The organism is Aurantiacibacter xanthus, from assembly GCF_003584015.1.
In the GTDB taxonomy this organism is placed as follows: Bacteria; Pseudomonadota; Alphaproteobacteria; order Sphingomonadales; family Sphingomonadaceae; genus Alteraurantiacibacter; species Alteraurantiacibacter xanthus.
Window position 1 is genome coordinate 1 of the sequence record NZ_QXFM01000019.1, and the last position, 4,727, is coordinate 4,727.

Here is a 4,727-nt window from a genome sequence, read left to right on the forward strand (position 1 = left end):
CCGCTCGATCAGGCCGGTGAGCTGCGGGTCGCCGAACTGGTTCCACCAGGCCGGGGCCACCGGGCCGCTGGCGGCAGGTTCGACCCACTGCTCGGCCACGGCCCTCTCGGGCGCGGCATAGTCCGGGCCGACGGTGGTGCAGCCGCCAAGCAGCGCGAGGAGGATAAGGGGATGCAAGCGGGTCATGGGGTTACTCCATCCGGGCGCGGAACAGCCAGGCCGAGGTGGCCAGCGTGGCAAGGGCGATCAGGACCAGCGGCCACAGCTCCGCCAGCACCACCGAAGCCGGTTGCGCCTTCAGGAACTGGCCGAGCGAAATCTCGAGGAAATAGCGCGCGGGATTGGCATAGGTGACGATCTGTAGCCATTCGGGCATATTGTCGATCGGGCTGGAAAAGCCCGACAGCAGGATCACCGGCACCGTCGCCACGAAGCTGCCGAGGAAGGCCTGTTGCTGCGTCATCGACAGCGACGAGACGAACATCCCCACCCCGATGAGCGCCAGCAGATAGGTGACGAGGCCAAGGTAGAACAGCAGCACCGACCCAGTGAACGGCACCCCGAACACCAGCTGCGCCACCACCAGATAGACGGTCGCGTTGATGAAGCCGACGATGAACGGCGGCACCATCTTGCCGACGAGGATCTGGCGCACCGACAAGGGGCTCACCATCAGCTGGTCGAAGGTGCCCAGCTCACGCTCGCGCGCCACGGTCTGCGCGGTGATCGAGAGGCCCGCCACCGAGACGATGACCACGATCAGACTGGGCAGGTTGAACCAGATATATTCGAGGTTCGGGTTGAACCAGTTGATCGCCACGGCCACCGGCGGCGCGCGCTCGGTTCCGCGCACACTGGCGCCCGCCGCAGTGACGATCTGCTGCAGGTAGCCGCCCACGATCTGCGCCGCGTTCGAGCGCCGTCCGTCGAGCACCACGCCCACCTGCGTCGGCTGGCCACTGGCGAAGGCGCGGTCGAAGTCGGGCTCGATCACCAGCGCGGCGATCACTTCCTGCCGGTCGATCGCCTCGGCGAGATCAGCATGCGAGCTCAGCCGCCGGATCGAGCCGATGTTGGGGCTGCCCGCCAGCCGGTTGACGATCTCGACGCTGGCCGTGCCGGTGGAGCGATCGAGCAGCCCGATGTCGACGTTCTTCACCTCCAGCGTGGAGGCGAAGGAGAAGATCACCAGTTGCAGCAGCGGCGGGATCACCAGCACGATGCGTGCCTTGGGATCGCGCAGCAGCGCCCAGATTTCCTTGATCGCGATCGCCCGCAATGCGCTCATTTGTCGAGACTCCGGCGCGTGGAACGGAAACACAGCAGGAAGAAGATCGCCCCGAAGCCCAGCAGACAGGCGACCGCCGGCAGGATCACCGCCCAGATGTCTCCCGCCAGAAACACCGTTTGCAGCGCCGGAATGAAATAGCGCGCAGGCACGATATAGGTGATCGCCTGAATCCACTTCGGCATCGAGGCAATCTCGAACAGGAAGCCCGACAGCAGGAAGGTCGGCAGGAACCCGCTCAACAGCGCGATCTGGCTGGCGACGAACTGGTTTTTCGTCGCCGCCGAGATGAACAGCCCCTGCCCCAGCGCAGGCATCAGATAGGCCACGGTCAGCAGCAGCAGCGCAGGCAGCGACCCGCGCAGCGGCACGCCGAACACCAGGGTCGCCAGCAGCGTGCACATCGCCATCGACGCCAGCGCGAGCAGGAAATAGGGCACGATCTTGCTGATGAGGAATTCGCTCATCCGCATCGGCGTTGCCATCATCGCCTCCATCGTGCCGCGCTCCCACTCGCGCGCGATCACAAGGCTGGTGAGCAAGGTGCCGATCATCGTCATCACGATGGCAATCGCCCCCGGCACGAGGAAATTGCGGCTGGCCAGCGACGGGTTGTACCAGAACCGCAGCGACATGTCGGTCGGCAGCGGAGCGCGCAGCCCGGCGGCCTCCGCCTCCTGCGCAGCCCAGGTTTGCGCCACGCCGCGGGCATAGGCGGTGGTGAAGTTGGCTGCATTGGGCTGCGAGCCATCGGCGATGATCTGGATCGGCGGGCGGTGCCCGCGCGCTGCCCCGCTGCCGAAATCCTGCGGGATCACCACGATGCCCCGGATCTCGCCCGCGATCATCCGCGCGCGCAAGGGGGCCACGGTGCGCGCGGTGGTGACCGCGAAATAGGGGCTATGCTGATAGGCCAAGGCCAGCGACTGCGCCGCCGCGCTATCGTCTTGCACCGCAAGGCCGATATGGGTGCGCGCATTGTCGAGGTTGATGGCATAGCCGAACAGGAACAGCAGCAGCACCGGCAGCGCCAGCGCGATCAGGATGGTCGAGGGGTCGCGCAGGATCTGGACGCCCTCCTTCACCACCATCGCGCGCAATCGGCGCGGGTCGATCTGCCCGGCGCTCATGCTGCGGCCTCCCCGGCTTCGCGCTGCGCGTCGCTGGCCTCGATCATGGCGATGAAGGTATCCTCCATCGTCGGATCGTCGAGCGCGGCCATGTCTGCGGCCTGCTGCTTGAGATCGTCGGGCGTGCCGCTGGCGATCTGCTGCGAGCGATAGATCAGGGTGATCTGGTCGCAATATTCGGCCTCTTCCATGAAGTGCGTGGTGACCAGCACCGCCACGCCCTTCTCCACCAGGCCGTTGATATGGGTCCAGAACTCGCGCCGGGTGACCGGGTCGACCCCGCTGGTCGGCTCGTCGAGGAACAGCACCGGCGGCTCGTGCATCACCGCAGCGGCGAGCGCGAGGCGCTGCTTGAAGCCGAGCGGCAAGGTGCCCGCATTGACCTTGAGCACGTCGCCCAGTTCGAACACCTCGGTCACGCGGGCGATGGCGTCGCGCGCGCCGCCGCGGGTGAGGCCATAGGCGCCGGCGAAAAAGTCGAGGTTCTGCGCCACCGACAGGTCGCCATAAAGCGAGAACTTCTGCGCCATGTAGCCGAGCGCCGCGCGCGCCTTGCCGCCCGATGTGCGCAGATCGTGCCCGGCCACCGCGCATTCGCCATGGCTCGGCGTGAGCAGGCCGCACAGCATCTTGAAGGTGGTCGACTTGCCCGCGCCGTTGGGGCCGAGCAGGCCGAAGATCGTGCCATAGGGCACCTCGAAACTCACATCGCTCGCGGCGGTGAAATCGCCAAAGGTCTTGGTCAGCCCCCTGGCGACGATGGCCTTGCCGCTATCGGCGGGGACCTCGCGATAGGCCTCGGCGAGGCGGCTGGTGCCCTTGGGGCCGCCGCCCAGCCGCTCGATAAAGCCGTCCTCGAAGCGCGGCGTGGCAGGCGCAAGCTGGAAGCCGCTGTCGCCCGCCAGCCGGTCCTCGCGGTCGAGCAGCAGGCGCACCGAGCGGCCCTGAATGGTGCCGTCGATCACGCCCTCGCGGTCAAGCATCTCGGTCAGCAGACGGCGGCGGCGCTGCGCGAAGCCGGTCAGCCGCACCACCCGGTCAGCCACCGAGCCGGTCAGTTCGGCCGGGTCGCCCTCGAACAGGAGCTTGCCCTCGTTGAGCAGATAGACCCGGTCGCACTTCTCGGCCTCGTCGAGATAGGCGGTCGACCAGAGCACGCCCATGCCGCCATAGTGCGCGTCCGCCGTCAGCTCCTGCACCATGGCCCACAGCTCGCGGCGGCTGATCGGGTCGACGCCCACGCCCGGTTCGTCAAGCAGCAGCAGCCGGGGGCGCTTCACCAGCGCGCAGGCAAGGCCGAGCTTCTGCTTCATCCCGCCCGAAAGATTACCCGCCATCCGGTCGCGGAACCGCGCCAGATCGGTGAAGTTCAGCAGCCGGGCGAAGGTCGCTTCGCGCTCGTCATCGGGCAGTTCGCGCATGTCGGCATAGAGCGTGAGGTTCTGCTCGACCGACAGGTCTTCATAGAGGCCGAAGCGCTGCGGCATGTAGCCGAGATCGGCCAGCTCCTCGCCCGGTGCCTGCCCCAGCACTGCGATATCGCCTTCGTCCGCCGCCATCAGCCCGGCGAGGATGCGGATGAGCGTGGTCTTGCCCGCGCCATCGGGGCCGACAAGACCAGTCACGCCGCCGGTGCAGATCGTCATCGAGACGCCGTCCAGCGCCGGGGCGGCCAGCCCCGCGAAGCGCTTGACCACGCCTGTCGCAATGGCGACCGCGTCGCCCATGCTCAGTCCTCCGCCGCGGTGCGGGCCTGCGGCACGCTGACGGTTACAGGCTGGCCCTGGCGCAGGCCGTTATCAGGATCGCTGACCACGATGCGCAGCTGGTAGACAAGGTCGGTGCGCAGGTCTTCGGTTTCGACCGACTTGGGCGTGAACTCGGCGCGCGGCGAGATATAGCCGATAGTGCCTTGGTATTCCTTGGGATTGCCGTCGGCGCGCACCACCACCTTCATGCCCGGCGCGATGCGCGACAGGTCGGGCTCGGCGACATAGGCGCGCACGCGCAGCGGACGGTCGATGGCGATGGTGAAGGCAGTCATGCCCGGCTGGACAAGGCTGCCCGGCTCGATCGCGCGGGTTACGACAGTCCCGCCGACCGGCGCTGCCAGCTTCGTATCGCCAAGGTCGAGGTCGATGCTCGCACGCTGTGCGCGGGCGGCCTTCACCTGCGCCTCGGCGGCGGCAATATCCTCGCGGCGCGCTCCCGCACTGGCGAGCGAGGAGGCCTGACTGGCTTCGGCCAGTTGCGCCTCGGCGCGGCGCAGTTCGGCGCGGGTCTGGTCCCACACGCTGCGGCTGACCGCG

The 4,727-nt window shown here is 67.6% G+C and carries 4 protein-coding genes and 1 pseudogene; all 5 read right to left on the reverse strand.

The features are described from left to right. Nucleotides 1–186, reverse strand: a pseudogene (locus D2V17_RS02610) (efflux transporter outer membrane subunit); the annotation flags it as partial. A 4-nt stretch (nucleotides 187–190) separates the two neighbouring features. Next, a complete protein-coding gene (locus tag D2V17_RS02615; RefSeq protein WP_119591588.1) occupies nucleotides 191–1,288 on the reverse strand; it encodes an ABC transporter permease in 1,098 nt (365 codons plus the stop codon). Continuing rightward, nucleotides 1,285–2,418, reverse strand: coding sequence for an ABC transporter permease (locus tag D2V17_RS02620; protein WP_119591589.1), 1,134 nt, complete (start codon nucleotides 2,416–2,418; stop codon nucleotides 1,285–1,287). Before D2V17_RS02620 ends, D2V17_RS02615 begins: the two co-directional genes overlap by 4 nt. Beyond that, complete coding sequence (locus D2V17_RS02625) at nucleotides 2,415–4,145, reverse strand: ATP-binding cassette domain-containing protein (protein WP_119591590.1); 1,731 nt, start codon at nucleotides 4,143–4,145, stop codon at nucleotides 2,415–2,417. The genes D2V17_RS02620 and D2V17_RS02625 overlap by 4 nt, the downstream gene beginning before the upstream one ends. Before the next feature lie 2 nt (nucleotides 4,146–4,147). Further along, nucleotides 4,148–4,727, reverse strand: a 580-nt coding sequence (locus D2V17_RS02630) for an HlyD family secretion protein (protein WP_119591591.1), incomplete at its 5' end; no start/stop codon positions are given.

Coding starts and splice junctions, on each gene's coding strand:
- D2V17_RS02615 (WP_119591588.1), bottom strand. CDS start 1,288: ATGAGCGCATTGCGGGCGATCGCGATCAAGGAAATCTGGGCGCTGCTG.
- D2V17_RS02620 (WP_119591589.1), bottom strand. CDS start 2,418: ATGAGCGCCGGGCAGATCGACCCGCGCCGATTGCGCGCGATGGTGGTG.
- D2V17_RS02625 (WP_119591590.1), bottom strand. CDS start 4,145: ATGGGCGACGCGGTCGCCATTGCGACAGGCGTGGTCAAGCGCTTCGCG.